Below are 20,063 nucleotides of genomic sequence, written 5' to 3' on the forward strand. Positions count from 1 at the left end.
AATTCCTTAGAAAACGCTGTCGTCCGTGCTAAAATCAGAGTTAGACTTAGTTCGGAAAGGATGATGGGGTCATGCAGCAGTTCGATACGGTAATCCTCGGGGGTGGCCCCGGTGGCCTGGCAGCGGCTTATGGTCTGCACGCCCAAAAGCAGCGGGTAGCGGTCGTGGAAAAGGATCTCTGGGGTGGCACGTGCCCCAACCGCGGGTGTGATCCCAAGAAGATTCTGATGGCGGCGGTCGAGGCGCAGGCCCGCAGTGAGGCCTTACAGGAGCACGGGCTAAACGGCGTGCCGCAAATTGATTGGACGGCGTTAATGGCCAAGAAGCGGGCCTATACCAGCATGATCCCGGGGGGCACCGAATCGGGGCTGGCAGCGGCCGGAATTGCCCACTTTCACGGTGCGGCGCGCTTTAACGCCGACGGTACCGTGCAGGTTGGCGATACCCAATTAAACGCCACCAACGTCATCATTGCCACTGGTCAAACGCCACGATTACCACGGATTGACGGTCAAGAATGGCTCCGCACCAGTACTGATTTCTTGGACCTGGACACCTTGCCGGAGGACGTGACCTTCATGGGTGCTGGGTACGTGGGTGTTGAACTGGCGACCATCGCCAATGCGGCCGGTCGGCGGGTACACTTGGTCCACCACAGTGATCGGCCGTTGCGGGCCTTTGATGCGGATTTGGTCCATGATTTGTTGGACCGGCTGACCGCCGCCGGCATCGATGTGCGCTTGGATACCGATATCGTGAAAGTTGCGCCCGATGGTGACCAGTACCAGGTCACGACCAAGTTAGGCGAGAGCTGGACCACGGGACTGGTCTTTGCCTCGGCCGGCCGGGTGCCGGTCGACCAAGAACTAGGCCTTGACCAGGTGGCCGTGGCCACCACGGCGCACGGGATTACGGTCAACGGTCATTTGCAGACCAGTAATCCGCACATCTTCGCCATTGGTGATGTCGTGGATCGGCCACAACCCAAGTTGACGCCGGTGGCCAGTTACGAAGGGCGGTACCTGGTGACCGCGTTGACCAACCCGACGGCCGCACCAATTCGCTATCCCGTGATTCCGTCGGTGGTTTACGGGAAGAGTCAGTTGGCCCAATTGGGCGTGACGCCGAGCCAAGCCAAGCAAGATCCGGCCACCTACCGGGTTAATGATCTGGACCTTACCCATTGGTACAGTTACCAACGGGTTGAGGATCCGCGGGCGCGAATTAAAGTTGTGATTGAACGGGCAAGTGGACGCATCGTGGGTGCGGCTGTGCTGAGCATGGAGGCGGAACAGGTGATTAATTACCTGGACTTCGTCATCCAGCAGAAGCTCGGCCCAGTGGCCATCAACCAGAGTATTCTGGCGTACCCAACGTTAGCGTCAGACTTGACCTACTTCAACTGACGAGGGTGCTTCGTTAAACCAACCAATTCGACCAGCACCCGTTAAACAGACCAATTAAGGGCGTGTCGCGGTGACGGCACGCCCTTTTGTGTGGCCGCAAAGTGGCGTATCATAAACACTAACTTAAAAAATGAGGAGGGGCTGCCCGTGGCCTTTTTGGGAACTCTGTGTTTGATTTTGGTGTTAACGACCTTAGCCGGTAATTTTGCCAACCGACTGGGCGTCCCCGCGGTAATCGGGGAATTGTTGATTGGGATTGTGATTGGCCCGGCCATCCTAAACTGGGTCCAGTTGAATAGTCTGGTGTCGTTATTTTCCGACATTGGGGTCGTAATCTTGATGTTTTTAGGCGGCTTGGAGAGTGACCTGAAACTCTTAGTGAAGTACCTCAAGCCAGCCATTATCGTGGCGACCTCCGGCGTGATTTTTCCGGTGCTCATCATGGGGGCCGTCTCCTGGTGGTGGGGTTTTTCGGCCCTCGAAGCGTTGTTCATTGGGGTGATTTTCTCAGCGACCTCGGTGTCCATCTCCGTGGCCGTTTTAAAGGAGTACCACGCGCTGGGAACCCGTGAAGGGGCGACTATCCTAGGGGCGGCGGTGGCCGACGACATTATCGGGGTGATTCTGTTATCGTTGATGATTAGTCTCCTAGCCAGTCAGGGAATTCAAACGGCGGGCTCCCAACCGGCCTTGGGCTTAGTCCTGTTAGAGCAGGTGGCCTTTTTCGGGGGCACCTATCTGTTAGTTAAGTGGGTAGCGCCGTACCTGATGCATCTGAGTGAACGGTTGGTGATGGCTTCCAGCGTGACCATCATGTCGATGGTGATCTGCCTGGGGATGGCCTGGTTGGCCGATATTGTCGGGTTAAGCGGCGCCATTGGGGCGTTCTTTGCCGGTATTGCGGTGGCCAACACGCCGTACCGCCACACGTTAGCCGATCACGTGGAACCGCTGGGCAATGCCATCTTTATTCCGGTGTTCTTTGTCAGTGTAGGACTGAATATGACCTTGGCCCATTTGGGTGAAAATATGGGATTAATTGTCACCCTGACCATTCTGGCTTGCCTGACCAAGTTGATTGGCTGTGGGTTGGGTGCCCGATTGAGCCAATTCTCCTGGATGAGTAGTACCGTGATTGGCACGGGGATGATTGCCCGGGGCGAGATGGGCTTGATTACCGCCCAAATTGGCCATCAAGCGGGCTTGATGAGCAACACCAGTTATTCGGCCATGATTTTAGTAATTATTCTGGCAACCATTTTAGCACCGCTGTTCTTGAAGCCGGCCTTGAAGCACATGCCGGTAGCGCCGCAAGCTTAAACGACCTAAACCAACCGTGGGGCTGACCTCGCACGGTTTTAAAGTAAAAAATAGCGTTTCTCCGGTTACAAGGGAGAAACGCTATTAGTCGTTAGCTTATTTTTTAGCGGCAGTTAAGTAGTTGGCTTGGAGTTGCTTGAGTTGAGCGTTGGATAAGCCTAGGCCCTTGTGCAGGAAGTTTTGCATGTTGCCATACTTAGCATCGATGGCCTTGTACATGGTGTTTAGGTAGGCCATTTGGACCCCGTTCATGGCTTTAAAGTTCCCTTTAACGGTTGCGGTAACGGGTTTGCCGCTAGCCTTCCAGCCGGCTAATTGCTTGGCCAGACTAGCTTGGTTGTCTTTAGCTAAGTAGGTGTTGGACTTCAGGTAATCCTTGGCAATGGCCTTCTTGTCGAAGTTCAGTGCGGAGAGGATGAAGACCGTCCCCATCCCGGCGCGGTCTTTCCCCGCGGAACAGTGCCACAGAACGGCCTTGTTCTTCGGGTTGGTCAGAAGTTGATGGAATAAGCTCTTGTAGGCCTTACGTCCTTGAGCCGTGGTGATGGCGTCGTGGTAGGATTTTTCCATCATTTTGACGCCGGCGTTCTTCTTAGAGAAATCAGGGAAGGCGGCGAAGTTCTTGAAGACGTTGGCTTTGACCAACTTGACGCCCTTCATGGCCACGTCCGGACTATTCTTTTGTTCGGTGAGGGTTCGCAAGTCGACATCAGTGGCGACGTGGTAGGTCTTGGTCAACTTTTGTTGATCGGATTTAGTTAATTTAGATAAACTGTTGGAGCGAATTAAACGGTGCGCCTTAATCTTTTGACCCTTTTGGTTAACGTAACCGCCAAGATCCCGGGCATTAGATGCCCCTTGTAACTTGATATGCTTGGATGTGGATGAGGTCTTCTTAGCTTTGGCCTTGGCGTGCTTTCCAGTCTTGGCCTTAGTGGTTTTAGTGGTGGTCGTGTGGTGCGTGGCGGCTTCCACGTTCATTAAAGGTTGTTGCCAACCCAAGGCAGTAGTGACCAACAGGGCGGATAATAAGGTACTGACACGTTTATTCATAGACTTGACTCCTCCTCTTATTTGGATACATTGCAAGGATAGCAAGTTTATGTAATAGGATGATGTTGAACGTGTAAAGATAAGGGGCAACGCGGTCAATTTGCTAAAAATCCGTTAATAAAAGGGGCGCGAACGGAAGAGTTCGCGCCCCTTAAAGGATTAACGGAATTGGGCTTTAGGCGTTGCTAGGTAAGTTTTTTGTAAGTGAGTCAGCTCATGCGTGGTTAACCCGAGACCCTTGTGCAAGTAGTTGGTGACGTTGCCGTATTTAGCATTGATGGCTTTGAAACTGGTATTCAGGTAAGAGGATTGAACCCCTAAAACGGCCGTGAGGGACGCCAGCGTTTCCGCGTGGGCCCCAGAAGCGGTGGCTTGCGCTAGAATCTGTTGGTTACTTTGAGCCAAGTAGCGGTTTGAGAGCAGGTAATCATTCATGATGGTCGCTCGGTCGACCTTCAGCGCGGAGAGAATCAGCGCCGTGGCGACCCCGGTCCGATCCTTTCCCGCAGAGCAGTGGTAGAGGACGGCTTGGTTCTTTGGCGTTTTCAGCAAGGTCTTAAAGAGTTGACGGTAAGCCTTCTTTCCGTCTGGGCTTAACACGAAGCTGCGATAAGCCGTTTCCATGTTTTTAACGCCGTCTCCCTGCATGAAGGCGGTGGTGTTCATGTGGGGAACCACCGGATTGAACTGATAGGTCACGCCCTTGATCTTGGCATCGGGTTGCTGCGCCACTTCCTCGGCCGATCGCAGATCCACGTCCTTCTTCACGTGGTAAGTCTTGGTCAACTTGCGGCCGTCTGCCGCCGTAAGCTTGGTCAAAGAAGCCGACCGCAAAAGCTTGTGAGCACGCACGTGTTTCCCATCACGGTTGACATACCCCCCTAGGTCTCGCACGTTTGTGGCGCCGGCTAATTTGATTTGTCGGCCGGTCGTGGCGGGTTGAACGACCGCAGCGTGAGCGGTGGCCAGTGGCTGAGCCAAGCCCAGACTGGTCGTCGCTAGGACTAAGGTCAGCAGTGAACGAATCGGTGTTTTCATGAAAATTCCCCCTCATAGGTTGTGAGTATTGATTGAGCATAGCAACCCAATGTAAAGGAATGATGTTGATTTTGTAAAAGATGCCGGTCGGGAGGGCTGAAGGCAATTTTGACGACTTAACCATCGAAAGTTGCGTGGCCAGTCGGCGGTTCTGTATGGGAGCGGAAAGGGACCGTTAACCTGTCACGGAGGTTGCTTAAGTCTCCACGCAACCCTAGAAAAGGGAATGGTTTTAGCTTACACGGCCAGAAAAAAGCGCTATCATGAAGGCAGTTAATTGGAGATTTAGCTAAAGGAGTGACGATTGATGGCCAGTGTTTTGATAACCGCACAGCTGCTCCAAACGGCCCTGATGATTTTAAAATCGGCGGGGCTAACCACGGAGGTTTACGAAGGTTCGGGATTGATCACCAAAGCTGAGTTGTTGGACCGGATTAAGGGCAAGGATTATTTGGTAACCCCCCTGTCGACTCAGGTAGACCGGGATGTCATTGATGCCGATCCACAGTTGAAGTTAATTGCAAATTACGGGGCCGGTTTTAATAATATCGATACGGCATACGCGCGTACGAAGGGAATTCCGGTTACCAATACGCCGGGGGTATCGACCACCTCGACGGCCGAGGTCACGACCGGACTGATCATCACGTTAGCGCATCGGATGGTTGAGGGCGATCGACTGATGCATACGACCGGGTTTGCCGGATGGGCGCCGTTGTTCTTCTTAGGCCACGAACTGGCGGGGAAGACGCTGGGAATCGTGGGCATGGGAAGCATTGGTCAGGCCGTAGCCCAACGGATGCACGCATTTGATATGCAGATTATCTATAGCCAGCGGCACCAACTCGATGCCGCGGTTGAGCAACGCTTAGGTGCCCGCTTTGTCCCGCTAGCCGATTTATTGGCGCAAAGTGACGTCGTGACCCTACATTGCCCGCTAACTCCGGCAACACACCATCTCTTAGGTGCCGAGCAGTTTCAACAAATGAAATCGGCGGCCTACCTCATTAATGCTGCCCGCGGACCAGTTATTGACGAGAAGGCCTTGTTGGCGGCGTTACGGCAGCACCAATTGGCGGGCGCGGCACTAGATGTCTATGAGGCCGAGCCACACGTGGATGATGGGTTTAAACAACTCGATAACGTAATTTTGACCCCCCACGTGGGGAATGCGACCGTGGAAGCACGGGATGCCATGGCAACTATCGTGGCGAAAAATGTCGTCCGGGTCGATCAGCATCAAGCTCCGAAATTCATCATTAATTGAGATACGAAAAACGCCCATCAGTAGTGAAAAGCTTCTGATGGACGTTTTTATTTAATTCAACAATTCATGTTCAATTTGCAAGTCGCTTTGCGGAATATTCTTCGATGCCACGAGGGGTGACACCGGTCCGATGCTTAACAGGGTCAGGTGATGCATGGCCCGGGAGGCAATCGTGTACAGGGTGCCGGTGAATTGCTGGTCGGGGTAATTTTGCGCCGAAACGTTATAGGCGATCACGCTGTCAAACTCCAGTCCCTTGGCCAGATAGATGGGTAAGACCACCACGCCCTTAGGCAATGAGCGGTCGGTATCGGTCAACCGGGTCAGGTCGATGGTGGTGTGGAGTTCCTGGTACACGTATTTAGCCTCGGCGGTGTTCTTGGTTAGAATCGCCACGGTGCCGCTGGTGGCCAGCTCCGTTTGCACCTCGTGGGCTAGGGCCCTAAACGCCGCGGCAGCGTCGTAGCGAATCACGACCTTGGGCAGGTCGCCCGGGCGGTTGAAGGCTTCAATCTGGTCGCCGTCGGGCAGTAGCGCCTTGGCAAAGGTGGTGATGGGTAACGTCGAACGGTACGAGCGGCGGAGGGTGATCAACCGCGCATGCTTAGCGTGTAAGGCCGTCCCCAACTTCTTTAAAATGGATTCGGGGGATTCCACGGCCTTGAACAGGGCCTGTTCACTATCGCCCAAGAGCGTGAGTTTGGCGCGCGGGAAGGCGTGTTGCAGGTAAATTAACTGAGCAATCGAATAATCCTGCATTTCGTCGACGAACAGGTGCTGCATCTGGTGATTCATCCCGCCACCGATCAACAGGTCGCGCAGGTAGAGGAGCGGGGCGGCGTCGGTTAGCGCCAACCGGTGAAATTCGATGTCGTGTTGGTAACGGTCGATGACGCGTTGCCACTGGTCGGCCGCCACGTCCGCCGGTAAGGGACACTGCTTCAAAAAGGCGGTGTACTGGCTGTAAACGTCGAGGAAGTAGCCGTTATAAATGGCGTCGTCAACCTGACGTAACCGTCGGCGGACGATTTGCCGGGCGATGAAGTCAATCTCGTCGTCGAGTTGTTCAAATTGTCCCAGGTGCTTGGCGCCTAAGAGGTTGTGGTAGTCTTCATCGCTGAGTTGGTCGATGGTGTCGCGAACCCAGTCAGCCTTGGCTTCCGCGGCAATCTGCTTGCGGAGGCGTTTTTCGAGGACGTTCTTGGTCTTTAAGAAGCGTTCCGCTGCGGGGAGGGCCGCTGGAAATTGACGGTAGATGTCGCGGATCTCCTGGTGGTCGAAGAAGACCCGACCGTTAAAGCGGATGTCGGTAAACTGCAGGTCATCGGCCGGGCACCGTTTAGCATAGTCGGCCACTGCGGTCATCATCGCGGCACTTTCCTGGAAATGACGCAGCGCCAAGTGGACCGGGTGTTGCTGGTCACTTTCGTAACGCTCGAATTGCGTTTGGACCTTGAGTCCTTGGAACCGCTGAGTCAGAAATTCGGCCAGGGTGACCTGGCGCATGTTGCGTTCCCCTAAGCTGGGGAGCACGTCGCTGATGTAGTGACTGAACAAACGGTTGGGCGAGAACAGCACGATTTGATCGGCCTCGAGGTCGCGGCGACTGTGGTAAAGCAGAAAGGCAATCCGCTGTAAGATGGCGGAAGTCTTGCCGGAGCCGGCGACGCCTTGGACTACCAGCAGGTCGCTGTGAACGTCACGGATGATGTCATTTTGCTCGCGTTGAATGGTGGCCACGATGTTTTGCATGGTGGCGTCGTTTTGTTCGCCCAGGACGTGTTGGAGCATCTCGTCACCCACGGTTTCGTTGGTGTCAAACATGCTTTGAATTTGGCTGTCTTGAATCAGAAATTGGCGCTTCTTGAGCAGATCGGTCTGTTGCGGCCCGGCCGGGGTGTCGTAGGCCACCTGCCCCAGGACCCCGTTATAGTAGATACTGGAAATCGGGGCACGCCAGTCGTAGACCAGAAAGTTCTCGTCATCGTCAACGAACGATGCGGTCCCGATGTACAGCGATTCGGGCGCCGTTTCGTCGGGATCTTGAATGTCGATACGGCCAAAGTAGGGCGACTTTTTCAGTTCTTGAAAGGTGGTTAATTGGTCTTTAATGATGTTTTGGTTTTCGGTCAGGCGGGAGACCAGGGCCCGTTGTTGTTGCAGTTCGGCACTGGTTTCGATACGGTCATCGACTTCAAACCAGTTGACCGAGGTGTTTTCGGTATAGTTCTTTAAGACGTTGCGCAACTCTTTGTGGGCGTCGTTATACTCGCTCGTGGTGCGGTCGATACGGGTTCCGATTTGTTGAACCACGTCGTCCACGCGGTGCTGCTCGTGTGCTTGTTCGCTGGTGGTCAAGATGACCGCCTCCTTCGGTAGAATTGGCTAAATTGCTTAACAAGTTTAGTCACATTTCGGGGCGCTGTCAATCAAAGACCGTTGGTGAGATTGCAGGGACTTTAAGGGATTAGTTTGGCGGACTGAGCGCTTCCGGCCCCGGCAGAAAACGGGCTGGAACGGGGTGGGCACGGCTTCAAGCCCCCCAGACCGGGTCTTGAAGACCGGCCTTTGTCTAAACCGGCTGAGGTTCACCGGCTAAGACAAATTTCACCCCTGAGCCCATTTTCTGCCGGGGCCTCCAGCTTAGACTGGCATTAAAGGCAACGCTCAGATGGTCTTTAACTAAATTGATAACCATGGTTGATGAGCGTGATGACATTCTGAGAAATACAGTAGTTAGATAACGGACAGTTTTACTGGGGTGAGGCCGGAAGACGCCAGTTTAGCCTAGTAAAATTTCCGTCGTGATTTCAGTTTACTTTCGCGCCCAAATCCACTAAACTGTAGGCATGAGTTTCGATGGAGTAGACTAATCTCAGAGAGGCGCCGACCTGCTGCAACGGCGTCACGGTCGAAGTGGGTCGAGACGGTTTAAAAACGACGATGAACTCGCGGTGGCCCCGTTAACGGCTGAAAGTGGTGGCTCTAAGTGGTCACAAGTTAGGTGGTACCGCGCATGAGCGTCCTATTGACAGTCGTCAATGGGGCGCTTTTTAATAGAAAGGAAGATTTTTATGACAAACAAACACGTGATTTTAACGGGTGATCGCCCCACTGGTAAGCTGCACATCGGCCATTACGTTGGCTCGCTGAAAAACCGGGTAATGCTGCAGAATACCGGGGACTACGACACCTTCATCATGATTGCCGACACCCAGGCCCTGACCGATAACGCGCGTGATCCCGAAAAGATTCGCCACAGCTTGCTCCAAGTGGCGTTAGACTACCTGGCCGTGGGCATCGACCCGGCCAAGTCGACGATTCTGGTCCAATCCCAGATCCCGGCGTTAAGCGAACTGACCATGACCTACCTGAATCTGGTGACCGTTTCGCGCTTGAACCGGAACCCAACCGTCAAGACCGAAATCAAGCAAAAGGCCTTTGGCGAAAGCGTGCCTGCCGGTTTCTTCATTTATCCGGTTAGCCAAGCGGCCGATATTACCGCGTTTAAAGCTGATACGGTGCCCGTAGGTGACGATCAAGAACCCATGCTGGAACAGACCCGCGAAATCGTGCGGAGCTTTAACAACATTTACGGTCAAGAGATCCTGGTGGAACCCGAAGGCTACTTCCCAGCTAAGGGTCTCGGGCGGATTCCCGGCTTAGACGGCAACGCCAAGATGAGTAAGTCGCTGAACAACGCCATTTACCTGGGCGACGACGCTGATACGATTCAAAAGAAGGTCATGTCGATGTACACCGACCCCGAACACATTCACGTGGAAGATCCCGGTCACGTTGAAGGCAACACGGTCTTCACTTACTTGGACATTTTTGCCGACGATCGGGCTAAAGTCGCCGATTTGAAGGCGCAATACCAGCACGGTGGCCTAGGGGATGTTAAAATTAAACGGTACTTAAACGACGTGCTGCAGGCCGAATTAAAGCCAATTCGCGAACGGCGTGAACACTTTGCGGCCGATCCAGCCGGCGTTTACGACATTCTGAAGCAAGGAAGCGAAAAAGCCAACCAAGTGGCGGCACAAACGCTACGCGAAGTACGTCACGCCGTAGGAATCGACTACTTCGGTTAGAAGACGGAGGAATGACCATGCAGAATTTAGCGATTGTGGATTTAGGGTCGAATTCGGTGCGACTAGCGGTCAACGAGCTGCGAAACGACGGGACTTACCGGGAAGTTAACCGGGTTAAGGCCGATAGTCGTCTGTCCGAAGGGATGGGACCGGAAAAAATTTTACAGCCCAAGGCCATGGCCCGCACGATTACGGCGTTGCGGTCGTTTCGGCCGTATTACGAGCACTTGCCGAACCTGATTGTTCGGGGAATTGCCACGGCGGCTGTGCGGCAAGCCTGCAACCGCGCTGATTTTCTGTCGCAGGTCAAGGCGGCCACCAAGATTGACTTAGAGGTGCTCTCCGGCGATCAGGAAGCCTATTACGATTACCTGGGAGCGGTCAATCGTTTGAAGGTCAAAGATTGCCTGCTACTCGATACTGGGGGAGCTAGTTGCGAGTTGGTGCACATCAAGGACGGCCGCGACGCTAACCTGATTAGTGTCCCGTTTGGGGCGGTCAATCTGTCCGAGCAGTTTCGCTTAGACGACCGGGTGACGGCCGTTGATTTGTTCTCCGCGCAGGTCTTCTTGCGCGAGCGTCTCCGGGATATCTGGTGGCTAAACGACGCTAAAACCTCCCGTTAGTGTTGCTGGGTGGGGCCAATCGCACGTTGGCCCGGATGAACCGGCAACAACAAAAAATTCTGCACGTCGAAAACATTCACGGCTACCGCTTAACCACCGATCAGGTGATGCGGACCTTCGAGCGCCTGATTCGGGTGCCCCTCAAGGACCGCAAACGGATTTCCGGTTTGGAACCGGAACGGGCCGATATTATTCTAGGCGGGATGTTGCCCCTGGTGACGCTCCTGCAGATGCTAGATTCCGATCGCGTGGTCTTTTCCGAGAGCGGTGTGCGTGAAGGCATCATTTCCGAGTACCTCAGTCAACGTTAGGAGGCCCAACATGACCGTTCCCTTTTACCGCTTGCCTTACGGGCAACGGCGCGACCGTTTAGCACAGGCTAGTCACCTAACGCTGGCCCAGCTGGCAACGGTGGCTCAAAAACGCCAAGCGACCGACGAAGAATTGATTGAAAACTACCTGACCACCTATGGCTTACCAGAAGGGGTGGCGGTCAACTTGCACGTCGATGGTCAAACCGTGGCGGTCCCAATGGTTACCGAGGAACCCTCGGTGATTGCGGCGGCCAGTAACGGTGGGCGGATGCTCGATGATGGCCAACAGGGCATCACGACGCAGGTGACCCAGCGCGAATTAATGGGGCAGATCGTGTGCCAAAAGGTGGCCGACCCGGCCGAACTGCAGGCCTGGATCCTCGACCACCAAGCTGATCTCTTGGCGGCGGCCAATGCGGCCCACCCCTCATTGCTTACTCACGGGGGTGGGGCGCGGTCCGTGCGGGTCCGGCTGTTGCCTCCCGATTGGGTCTCGCTGGACCTCTTTATCGACGTGGGGGAGGCCATGGGCGCTAACCTGGTCAATACCATGGCCGAGGCGGTTGCCCACTATCTGCAAGCCCATTACGACACGGACGTCTTAATGAGTATCCTGAGTAACTACGCCACGCATAGTCTGGCGACGGCCCGGTGTGCGATTCCGGTCGCTAACGTTAAGACTAAGACATTGGCTGGCCTGACCGTGGCGCAGCGGCTTTGCGCCGCCAGCGATTTTGCCCAGGTCGATCCCTACCGCGCTGCCACCCACAATAAGGGCATCATGAACGGTGTTGACGCCGTGGTGCTCGCAATGGGTAACGATTGGCGCGCTGTGGAAAGCGGGGCGCACGCTTACGCCAGCCGCGATGGCCATTACCGGGGATTAAGCCGGTGGTGGCTGGACGGGCAAACCCTACACGGTGAGTTGACCTTACCGTTAGCCTTGGGCGTTGTGGGTGGGGCTACGCGGGTTTTTCCGCTAGTGGCTATCAACCAACAACTAGCTCAGGTGACCGATGCGCGCCACTTGATGCGGTTAACCGTGGCCGTGGGGTTGGCCCAAAATCTGGCCGCTTTACGGGCGTTAGTCACGGATGGCATTCAGCAGGGCCACATGCAGCTGCAACTAAAATCCTTAGCGCTTTCGGTGGGAGCTACTCCCGCCGAGGTGCCGGCGGTGGTTCAACGGTTAACGGCCACTCAGCCCACCACCGCGCAGGCGCGGGCCGCGTTACGAGCGGTTCGGGCAGTAAATTCACAGAAAACGGGTGATTAATTTTATTATGGAAGCAAAAGACGTTCAAATTTCTCCAGAGGTTCAAGATTTAATCAATAAAGTTAACGACATCTACCCTGGTAAGGTGGAAGTTCAATTTATTGGCCAATTGCAAGCCGGTTACGTCCGCCATGACCAAGCCCAACAGGTTCAAGACGGTAAGAACATTTTGATTCAGGTGGCGGATTTGACGGCGCCTAACTATACGGCGTCCCACGAACTCTTACACTTACTGATGATTCTTTCCGGCTTCCCGCAGGTCTTCTTCTCGTTGACCACGGGCAACGACCAGCTCGACGAACAGCTGATGATCATGGGAACCGAACTCTACGACATCGTCAATCACGTGGTGGTGGTCAGTGAACAACGGAAGCACAACCTGATCACGCCGGAAATCGAAGACCTGTACCTCAAGGGGGTCCAGGCCACCATTAAGCCGGAACCGACGCCGGTCGACAACGAGATGACGCTACGGACCTTGACGCTGTTGGACGCGTTGGTCTTCTTCGGTGACGGCCACGCTGACATCTTGAAGCAATTTGAGCGGGACTATCCAATCAGCCTGGCGGCGGCTCAAAAGTTGTACGCGTTGATCATGGCTAAGCCGGTCACGTCGCCATTTACCTTCCGGCGCAACGTGGTCAAGTTATTCAAGGCCTTCGACGAACAGCTAGAAGCCTGGCACTTACCGGCCCTGCACAACACCGAGTTCACCACGCTGACCAGTGTGGTCTCCAAGCGGCAGTTGAACTTGCAGGTACGGCAGATGTTCGAGCTCTACCATTCCGACATGCACGATAAGACCACCCAGCGCCGGGCGTACGTCGGTTTTAACCGGGCGGACAACCAAAACGCCTTCGTCTTGTCGGCCCCGAAACCCAGCGAAGACACGCCGGATTATTACACCAAGATCTACGACATGACCGTCGAGGACTTATTTAAATTATTGAAGATGCCGTACATTTTACGGTAACGGTTTTTGAGTAAGGGGGATGTCAGCGATGGAAGCAGGTTTACAAAAGCGATTTGATGACGCAACCCACATCGTCTTCTTGACGGGTGCGGGGGTGTCGACGCCGTCAGGAATTCCGGATTACCGGTCGAAAAACGGTCTGTACACCGGTCACCGCAACGCGGAATATTACCTGAGTCACGAGTGTCTGGCTAAGGAACCCGACACCTTTTACGACTATGTCAAACAGAATTTGTATTATCCGGAAGCTCAACCCAACGTGATTCACCAGAAACAAGCGGCGTTGACGCAGCAGAATCGAGCGACGGTGATCACGCAGAATATCGATAACTTATACCGCGAGGCGGGCTGTCAACACCTAGTGGAATTTCACGGGAACCTGTACAACGTCTATTGTCAGGTCTGTGGTGCTAAGGTTGATTGGCACGACTACCTTAAGGATCCTCATCACGACGTTGACGGCGGCTGGCTGCGCCCGGATATCGTGTTGTACGATGAGGGTCTCAACCAGTTGAACGTACAGCGAGCCGTGGCGGCAATGCAGGCCGCCGATTTGGTGGCGATTGTCGGCACGTCCATGCGGGTCTACCCCTTCGCTGGGTTACTCGATTATCGCAACGCACAGGCACCGGTGATCGTGATTAATCAAGAAAAACTAGAATTAGGCGTGCCCATCGACATGGTTCAAGCCGATGCCACGCAGTTCTTTACCGAGCTTCAAGTTTGAAGGTGAATTGATGAGTCGTTCAGAAATTATGACTCAACTCCGGCGGCTGGTGCTGCAGTTACGCTGGCTCAGTGTGCTCCAATTATTGCCCGACACGTTGGTGGTTTATGGCATTCTCCAACTAGGGTTTGGCCAAGAGGTTATCTCGTTATTTAACGTGGGATTTACGCGACAGAAGGCCGGATTGGTCGTGATTCTCTTCGTGTTGATCGATCTTTGCGTCACCGGGATTCGCTATAACGACCGTTTGGCGGGCCGACGCTTGATTGGCCAACTCAAGGGCCGCATCACCGAATCGGAGGCCGCCCTCATCAAGCAGTTTGAGAAGTTCAAATAGCCTAGAGCTGGCCTTAAGGGACAAAATGATTGAATTCAGCGCTTCCGGGCCAGTCAGCAGGAACGCAGTACGCTAGATTGGATTTTCGATAATCTAGGAAGCCCACGATTGAAGGGGGGAACCATGAGTCATGATTAGTATTGGGTTAACAACCTGGACGGAACATCCCGCTTTGATTGGCGGTGAAGACCGACCGGTGACCCTCACCGAATACGCGGGGCACCTGCCACTGGTCGAATTGGACACGCCATTTTACGGGATTCCCCGCACCAGCACGGTAGCCAATTGGCAGGCCACGGTACTGGACGGCTTTCAGTTTATTTTGAAGGCCAATCAGGTCATGACCACCCACGGCCAACGTCAGCACCCGGTAACTGCTGAAGAGGTCCAAACGACCTTTACGCATTACCGTGAGATGGTGGCGCCGTTGGTGGCACGGCAGCAATTACAAACGATTTTATTGCAGTTTCCACCGTACTTTAATCGCACCACGGCCAACATTGAATATCTGCGGCAGGTTCGGTTAGCCCTGGGCGACCTGCCACTGGCCGTGGAGTTTCGTAGCCCTAGCTGGTTCGCCACGCCGGGGTTGACGACCGACGTGATGGCGTACCTGCAGTCGCTTAAACTGACTAACGTGGTGACCGACGAACCCCACAATTTAAACGATGGGATTCCGTTAGTGCCCACGGTGACCACCCCGCAACTGGCGGTGGTGCGACTGCACGGTCGTAACGCGCAGGGCTGGTTCAATCAGGGTGCTAACTGGCGCAAGACCCGGACGCTGTACAAATACAGTGAAGACGAACTTCAGACAATTGCGACGCTGGTGCGGCAGTTGGCCGCGCAGGCGCAAAACGTCAGCGTGATCTTCAATAACAACTCCGGGCGCGATGCCGCCCCGAACGCCTTACGGTTAAGGGAAATCTTGAACCTGCACTGGACCAATTTGGCCCCACAACAATTGGACTTATTTTAAGGTCACACCAGATAAGAAATCCCCGGCCACAGCTATGGCTTGACCGGGGATTATGCTATACTAAATGAGAATTTAAGCGAAATCTAACCCGAAATTTTACGGAAATAGTTTGCAGCAAAGGAAGGCTTTATTTTATGGCAGAAACCAAACCCACTTTTTATATCACCACGCCGATTTACTACCCATCCGGCCGGCTTCACATCGGGAACTCGTACACCACGATTGCTTGTGACACGGTCGCTCGTTACAAGCGCAGCGACGGTTACGACGTCTTTTTCCTGACCGGGACCGACGAACACGGGTTGAAGATCGAAGACAAGGCCCAATCACAGGGCAAGACGCCGCAAGAATACGTCGACGGCATGGCCGATCAAATCAAGCAGCTCTGGAAAACGTTGGAAATCTCTAACGATAAGTTTATCCGGACCACCGACGCCGAACACGTGGCCGCCGTGCAGGAGATTTTCGAACGCCTGTTAAAGCAGGGCGACATCTACTTGGGCGAATACGAAGGCTGGTATTCCGAAGACGACGAAGAATACTTTACCGAAACACAACTGGCCGAAGTCTACCACGATGATAACGGCAAGGTGATCGGTGGGAAGGCCCCGTCTGGTCACGAAGTTTCCCTGGTGAAGGAACAATCCTACTTCTTCAAGATGAGCAAGTACGCCGACTGGCTGTTAGACTTCTACCACCAGAACCCGCACTTCATCCAACCGGAATCGCGGATGACCGAAATGATCAATAACTTCATCAAGCCCGGGTTGGAAGACCTGGCCGTGTCCCGGACCACCTTTAGTTGGGGCGTTCCGGTCAAGAGTAACCCCAAACACGTGGTCTACGTGTGGATCGACGCGTTGCTCAACTATATCACCGCGTTAGGCTACACCAGTGACGACGAAAGCCTGTTCAAGAAATTCTGGCCGGCCGACGTGCAAATGGTGGGTAAGGAAATCGTCCGGTTCCACTCAATCTACTGGCCAATCGTCCTGCACGCCTTAGGCATCAAGCCGCCCAAGGAGCTCTTCGCTCATGGCTGGTTACTGATGAAGGACAGCAAGATGAGTAAGTCCACCGGGAACGTGATCTACCCCGAAACGCTGGTGGACCGTTACGGTCTCGACGCCGTGCGGTATTATCTGATGCGCGCGATGCCTTACGGAAACGACGGGAACTTTACGCCCGAAGACTTCGTGAACCGGCTGAACTACGACCTGGCTAACGACCTAGGGAACCTGTTGAACCGGACCGTGGCCATGATCAACAAGTACGAAGACGGCAAGCTCCCAACCTTTAAGGCCGGCGTCACCGATTTTGACGCGGACTTAGAACAAACGGCCGCCGACGTTATCAAGACCTACCATGAATTGATGGACCAGATGCACTTCGCCGACGCGTTAGCCGAAATCTGGAAGTTAGTGGCCCGGACCAACAAGTACATCGACGAGACGGAACCTTGGAAACTCGCCAAGGATGATGCCGCGGCCGACCAATTGGCCGCTGTCATGGCGCACCTAGCCGCGAGTTTGCGGGTCATCGCCACGTTGATCAGTCCGGTGATGACCCACGCCCCGAAGGAAATCTTCGCGCAGTTGGGCTTAGATCCGGCAACCTTAGCCTTAGACGGCTTAAACTTGGCCGACTTACCGGCGGGCAAGCAAGTCGTGGCTAAGGGAACGCCGATCTTCCCGCGGTTAGATGCCGAAGAGGAAGTCGACTTTATCCAGGGGCAGATGACCAAGTCGGAAAAGACCAAGGGACGGGCCGCCATGGCCGCCAAGGCACAGAAGCAGGAACAGGCAGCCGGTGGGGACACCGAACTGACCTTAAACAAGCCGGAAATTCGCTTCGATAAGTTCGAAAAGATTGAACTGCGGGTCGCAGAAATTAAGGCGGTCGACCACGTCGAAGGGGCCGACAAGCTCCTGAAGTTCCAGTTAGATGCGGGCGACCAAGGCTTGCGGCAGATTCTGTCCGGCATCGCCCAATGGTATCCGGAACCACAATCGTTAGTGGGCAAGAAGGTCATCATCGTAGCCAACTTGAAACCCCGGAAGATGCGGGGCCAGATTAGTCAGGGGATGTTGTTGTCGGCAGAACACGACGGCAAGGTCCAGCTGGCAATCGTACCACAGAACCTGGTCAACGGATCATCAGTCGAATAACGTCAAGCACAACGCGGGCGGCGAATCGAAAGACGCCGGCCCGCGTTTTTTTGAGTGTTAGATTTGGCAAAACTGGGTTGCTGATAGCCGTTGAGACGGCCATCAAAAACGAGTGGTTCGGGTGCTAGAAATTAAAAACGACTATTTACAGCCTGTAGGCGACCAGTTTAGCCCAGCGTTTCATGCAAAGGAGAGTATCCATGCAAATCTATGATTCACATACCCATTTAAACAGTGAAGAATTTATTACCGACGTGCCCAAGTATTTGCAGCGCGCCGCCGACTTGGGCGTCACCAAGATGACCATCGTGGGGTCCAACACCCAGTTGAATACCGCCGCCATCAAATTGGCCCACCAGTATCCTGAATTGGTGGCCGCAGTAGGGTGGCATCCCGAGGATTCCAAGAACTACACGCCGGCCAAGGAAGCCGAACTGGAAAGCCAGTTGGCCGACGACCGCGTGCGGGCGTTGGGAGAAATCGGGTTGGACTACCACTGGGATACGTCCCCACAGGACACCCAACGCAAGGTCTTTGCCCGCCAAATTGCGATTGCCAAGGAGGTCGGCAAGCCCATCGTGGTCCACAACCGTGACGCCTTTGCCGATACTTACCGGATCATCAAAGAAGCCGGGATCCAAGACATCGGTGGGGTCATGCACAGCTTTAACGGTGATCCCGAATGGTTGAAGAAGTTTCTGGACTTAGGGATGCACATCTCCTATTCCGGGGTGGCGAGTTTCAAGAACGCCCACGAGGTCCACGATTCTGTGCGGGCGACGCCACTCGACGTGATGATGGTCGAGACCGATGCACCGTACCTGACGCCGGAACCCCATCGTGGCGAACAGAACGAGCCGGGCTTTACCCGCTACACGGTCGAAGCCATCGCCAAGGAACGCGACACCACGCCGGACGAGATTGCCGCGGCGACCTACCACAACGCAGAGGAGTTTTACCATATTGAAAAAGATTAAAGAAGTGCTGGTGGTTGAGGGTAAGGACGACACCAAGGCCATCAACCGCGCGGTCAACGCCGATACCATCGAAACTCGCGGGTCCGCGATTGACGAGGACACCTTGGCGTTGATTGAAAAGTTGGCCGACCAGCGTGGCGTGATCATCTTCACCGACCCGGACTTTTCCGGGGAGAAGATCCGCAAGATTGTAGCCGAGGCCGTTCCCAACGCTAAGCACGCCTTTCTGCCTAAAAAAGAAGGCCGTCCGGACAAGGCGGGCGGGTCGTTGGGCGTGGAACACGCCACGCCGGACGCGATTCGCGCGGCCCTCGACCACGTCTATACCGAGACCGACGCCGCCCCGGAACTGATCACCCACGCCGATCTGATGGCGGCGGGCTTGATTGGGGGCGCGGGTGCTAAGCAACGCCGCGAACAACTGGGTGAACTGCTGCAGATTGGGTACGTCAACGGCAAGCAGTTGGAGAAACGCTTACGGATGTTTGGTATCCAACCGGCGACGTTTGCCCACGCCATCGCGCAATTGAACGCAACATCGAAGGAGGAATTTCATGAATAACGACGTGCCAGAAATTGGCTCCCCGGCCCGGACCAAGGCCATCCTGAACCGTTACCGGTTAGTGGCCAAGAAGAGCTTGGGCCAAAACTTCTTGTCGGACCTGAATATTTTACGTAACATCGTCAGTGCGGCCGACGTGACCGACAACGATAACGTCATCGAAATTGGTCCCGGGATTGGGGCGCTGACCGAACAGCTTGCGCGGCGGGCACGGCGGGTCGTGGCGTTCGAAATCGACGAAAACCTTTTGCCGGTCCTCGATGACACCCTGATGCCCTACGATAACGTAAAGATCATCAACCAGGATATTTTAAAGGCCAACCTGCCCGAGGTGATTCACAATGAGTTTGAACCGGGGCACCCCATTAAACTGGTTGCCAACCTGCCATACTACATCACCACACCGATCCTGATGGGTGTGCTGAAGAGTAACGTGACCTTCGATCAGATTGTCGTGATGATGCAGGCGGAAGTGGCCGACCGGTTAGTGGCGGTGCCTGGAACCAAGGCTTACGGGTCCTTGTCCGTTGTGATGCAGTATCGGGCCCACGTCGAGGTGGCGTTTAACGTGCCCCGGACGGCGTTTATTCCCCAACCTAACGTCGATTCGGCCATCATTCGGCTGACGCCCCGGGAGCCCTTACCCGTGGAGCCCTACAGTGATCAAGCGCTTTACGGGTTCGTGAAGGGCTGCTTCGCTCACCGGCGCAAGTCGTTGTGGAACAACCTACAAGGGATTTTTGGCAAGCAGCCCGAGGTGCGGGACCGCATTGAAGCCGTGCTGAACCAAGTCGATATCTCGCGTCAACTGCGGCCCGAACGATTAACGTTGATTAATTTTATTGAATTGGTGAATGCTTTTCACGCTGACGGGTTGATGTAACCCTTACCATTGGCTGATTCTTGCGCTTGTTAACCCGTTGTGGTATAATTTGCATTTCTTGTG

At 54.6% G+C, this 20,063-nt stretch carries 16 protein-coding genes and 1 pseudogene; 14 read left to right on the top strand and 3 right to left on the bottom strand.

Annotation, left to right across the window (positions count from 1 at the left end; translation table 11 throughout):
* Nucleotides 1-71: 71 nt before the first annotated feature.
* Nucleotides 72-1,406: a dihydrolipoyl dehydrogenase family protein gene (locus tag RI501_RS03555; protein WP_313820388.1), complete on the top strand. Its 1,335-nt coding sequence runs from the start codon at nucleotides 72-74 to the stop codon at nucleotides 1,404-1,406.
* Between the two features lie 147 nt (nucleotides 1,407-1,553).
* Nucleotides 1,554-2,726, top strand: coding sequence for a cation:proton antiporter (locus tag RI501_RS03560; RefSeq protein WP_313820389.1), 1,173 nt, complete (start codon nucleotides 1,554-1,556; stop codon nucleotides 2,724-2,726).
* A 96-nt stretch (nucleotides 2,727-2,822) separates the two neighbouring features.
* Here the strand turns inward: RI501_RS03560 and RI501_RS03565 are convergent, their stop codons facing one another.
* Together RI501_RS03565 and RI501_RS03570 are read right to left on the bottom strand one after the other, a co-directional pair.
* A complete protein-coding gene (locus tag RI501_RS03565; RefSeq protein ID WP_313820390.1) occupies nucleotides 2,823-3,779 on the bottom strand; it encodes a tyrosine-protein phosphatase in 957 nt (318 codons plus the stop codon).
* A gap of 159 nt (nucleotides 3,780-3,938) precedes the next feature.
* A complete protein-coding gene (locus RI501_RS03570) occupies nucleotides 3,939-4,817 on the bottom strand; it encodes a tyrosine-protein phosphatase (RefSeq protein ID WP_313820391.1) in 879 nt (292 codons plus the stop codon).
* A gap of 307 nt (nucleotides 4,818-5,124) precedes the next feature.
* Between RI501_RS03570 and RI501_RS03575 the strand changes: the two genes are divergently transcribed.
* Nucleotides 5,125-6,084 (top strand): 2-hydroxyacid dehydrogenase family protein, encoded by a 960-nt coding sequence (locus tag RI501_RS03575; RefSeq protein WP_313820392.1) that lies wholly within the window; start codon nucleotides 5,125-5,127, stop codon nucleotides 6,082-6,084.
* Nucleotides 6,085-6,135: 51 nt separating this feature from the next.
* Here the strand turns inward: RI501_RS03575 and helD are convergent, their stop codons facing one another.
* The gene (gene helD / locus RI501_RS03580) at nucleotides 6,136-8,442 is read right to left on the bottom strand and encodes an RNA polymerase recycling motor HelD (RefSeq protein WP_313820393.1); all 2,307 of its coding nucleotides are present in this window, start codon (nucleotides 8,440-8,442) and stop codon (nucleotides 6,136-6,138) included.
* Nucleotides 8,443-9,158: 716 nt separating this feature from the next.
* On the opposite strand from helD, the gene trpS reads away from it, so the two are divergent.
* The 11 genes and pseudogenes from trpS to rsmA all read left to right on the top strand — a co-directional run bounded on the left by trpS (nucleotide 9,159) and on the right by rsmA (nucleotide 20,000).
* Complete coding sequence (gene trpS / locus RI501_RS03585; RefSeq protein ID WP_313820394.1) at nucleotides 9,159-10,178, top strand: tryptophan--tRNA ligase; 1,020 nt, start codon at nucleotides 9,159-9,161, stop codon at nucleotides 10,176-10,178.
* A gap of 17 nt (nucleotides 10,179-10,195) precedes the next feature.
* Nucleotides 10,196-11,115: pseudogene (locus RI501_RS03590) on the top strand (Ppx/GppA phosphatase family protein).
* A 10-nt stretch (nucleotides 11,116-11,125) separates the two neighbouring features.
* On the top strand, nucleotides 11,126-12,394 hold the full coding sequence (locus RI501_RS03595; RefSeq protein ID WP_313820395.1) for a hydroxymethylglutaryl-CoA reductase, degradative: 1,269 nt from the start codon (nucleotides 11,126-11,128) through the stop codon (nucleotides 12,392-12,394).
* A 7-nt stretch (nucleotides 12,395-12,401) separates the two neighbouring features.
* Nucleotides 12,402-13,367: an IpaB/EvcA family protein gene (locus tag RI501_RS03600; RefSeq protein WP_313820396.1), complete on the top strand. Its 966-nt coding sequence runs from the start codon at nucleotides 12,402-12,404 to the stop codon at nucleotides 13,365-13,367.
* 28 nt (nucleotides 13,368-13,395) lie between these two features.
* Nucleotides 13,396-14,094, top strand: coding sequence for an NAD-dependent protein deacylase (locus RI501_RS03605; RefSeq protein WP_313820397.1), 699 nt, complete (start codon nucleotides 13,396-13,398; stop codon nucleotides 14,092-14,094).
* Nucleotides 14,095-14,104: 10 nt separating this feature from the next.
* Nucleotides 14,105-14,431, top strand: coding sequence for a hypothetical protein (locus RI501_RS03610; protein WP_313820398.1), 327 nt, complete (start codon nucleotides 14,105-14,107; stop codon nucleotides 14,429-14,431).
* A gap of 130 nt (nucleotides 14,432-14,561) precedes the next feature.
* Entirely contained in the window at nucleotides 14,562-15,410 is an 849-nt protein-coding gene (locus RI501_RS03615; protein ID WP_313820399.1) for a DUF72 domain-containing protein, read from the top strand.
* 134 nt (nucleotides 15,411-15,544) lie between these two features.
* Nucleotides 15,545-17,578, top strand: a complete 2,034-nt coding sequence (metG, locus tag RI501_RS03620; RefSeq protein ID WP_313820400.1) for a methionine--tRNA ligase — start codon at nucleotides 15,545-15,547, stop codon at nucleotides 17,576-17,578.
* 200 nt (nucleotides 17,579-17,778) lie between these two features.
* The gene (locus tag RI501_RS03625) at nucleotides 17,779-18,555 is read left to right on the top strand and encodes a TatD family hydrolase (RefSeq protein WP_313820401.1); all 777 of its coding nucleotides are present in this window, start codon (nucleotides 17,779-17,781) and stop codon (nucleotides 18,553-18,555) included.
* The gene (gene rnmV, locus RI501_RS03630) at nucleotides 18,542-19,117 is read left to right on the top strand and encodes a ribonuclease M5 (protein ID WP_313820402.1); all 576 of its coding nucleotides are present in this window, start codon (nucleotides 18,542-18,544) and stop codon (nucleotides 19,115-19,117) included. Before RI501_RS03625 ends, rnmV begins: the two co-directional genes overlap by 14 nt.
* The gene (gene rsmA, locus RI501_RS03635; protein ID WP_313820403.1) at nucleotides 19,110-20,000 is read left to right on the top strand and encodes a 16S rRNA (adenine(1518)-N(6)/adenine(1519)-N(6))-dimethyltransferase RsmA; all 891 of its coding nucleotides are present in this window, start codon (nucleotides 19,110-19,112) and stop codon (nucleotides 19,998-20,000) included. Before rnmV ends, rsmA begins: the two co-directional genes overlap by 8 nt.
* The last annotated feature ends 63 nt before the right edge of the window (nucleotides 20,001-20,063 follow it).

This window comes from Levilactobacillus zymae, from assembly GCF_032190635.1.
In the GTDB taxonomy this organism is placed as follows: Bacteria; Bacillota; Bacilli; order Lactobacillales; family Lactobacillaceae; genus Levilactobacillus; species Levilactobacillus zymae_A.